This window comes from Flavobacterium poyangense (genome assembly GCF_011751075.1).
GTDB classification, from domain to species: domain Bacteria; phylum Bacteroidota; class Bacteroidia; order Flavobacteriales; family Flavobacteriaceae; genus Flavobacterium; species Flavobacterium poyangense.
Genome location: NZ_JAALLN010000170.1, coordinates 1 through 277, shown reverse-complemented (window position 1 = coordinate 277; position 277 = coordinate 1). Strand labels below are relative to the sequence as shown.

General features: G+C 68.6%; 1 protein-coding gene. It reads right to left on the bottom strand.

From position 1 onward, the window contains the following. Positions 1-277 (bottom strand): helix-turn-helix domain-containing protein (locus G3A47_RS23770; RefSeq protein WP_243860567.1); only part of this gene is annotated, 277 nt, incomplete at both ends.

Below are 277 nucleotides of genomic sequence, written 5' to 3'. Positions count from 1 at the left end.
CCGGTTCGCACCGCCTCCAGGCGCAGCGCTTCCAGGAAGTCGCGTGGCGTGAATCCGGTGGCGCGCGTGAATCCGCGGTGGAAGGTGCGCGGCGCCTGCCCCGCGACTTGAGCCATGCGCTCGACACTGATCGCTTCGGCCAGGTGTTGTCGTAGCCAATCGACCAACTCGCCATAGGCGCCGGCCTGCCCCTCCAGTATCAGGGAGTACTGCGCCTGGTTGCCTGGGCGCCTCAGTGCCAGATTCAGTTGCCGGGCAACGCGCGCGGCGAGCCAGC